The organism is Mesorhizobium sp. M5C.F.Ca.IN.020.32.2.1 (assembly GCF_004023105.1).
GTDB classification, from domain to species: domain Bacteria; phylum Pseudomonadota; class Alphaproteobacteria; order Rhizobiales; family Rhizobiaceae; genus Mesorhizobium; species Mesorhizobium wenxiniae.
In genome coordinates this window covers 1-671 of record NZ_RZSX01001532.1, presented here as the reverse complement: position 1 = coordinate 671, position 671 = coordinate 1, and the positions used below count along the sequence as shown (strand labels likewise).

Genomic DNA, 671 nt, shown 5'->3' with positions numbered 1-671 from the left:
TGCAGCAGGTGAGTCTTGCCCAGCCCCACCGTCGCGTGAAGAAACAGTGGATTGAAGCGCACCGCGCTCGACTGCGATTCCGCCACCGCTTTGGCGGCGGCGAAAGCCACCCGGTTTGACGGTCCCTCGATGAAGGAGCCGAACGTGTAGCGCGGGTCTAGCGGCGAACCGAGCACATTGTGCCGGAACTCGGTCTCTGCAGGCGTTCCCGGGCGAGGTGCCGGTACCCGCTCCAGCCTGCCGGGGCTTGCTGTTCCCGCGGCCAGCGCCGTTTGCGCTTGCCTGGTCATCTTGCGCGCCGGGGCCACTTCGGGCTCGACGCCGTTGCGCCCCGGGCGGGTAGCGGTGCGCACGACGATCTCGATCTTGAGGATTTCAGGATCCTCGTGTTTCCACAGCTCGGCGATGAGGTCGAGATAGTGGCCGTTGATCCACGAGCGCAGGAAGGCGGTGGGAACCGAGATGCGGACAATGCCCCGGGACGCCTCGGCGACCTTCATGCGTCCGAACCAGCTCGAATAGACTTCGGTTCCAAGACGCGCCTTCAACTGGGCCTTCACCCGGTCGAACTTTTGTTCCGCGTCGATGGAAGCCGACATATCGTCCCCTTCGGTTAAGGTTCCAGGGAATGGGAGGTCGCCCGTAAGCTCCCTTTCGATGCCGCTCTGCAT

Annotated in this window: 1 protein-coding gene; it reads right to left on the bottom strand. The window is 64.1% G+C overall.

The genetic code is table 11. The features are described 5' to 3' along the window. Positions 1 to 671, bottom strand: a 671-nt coding sequence (locus tag EOA86_RS37255; protein WP_245497513.1) for a DnaA N-terminal domain-containing protein, incomplete at both ends; no start/stop codon positions are given.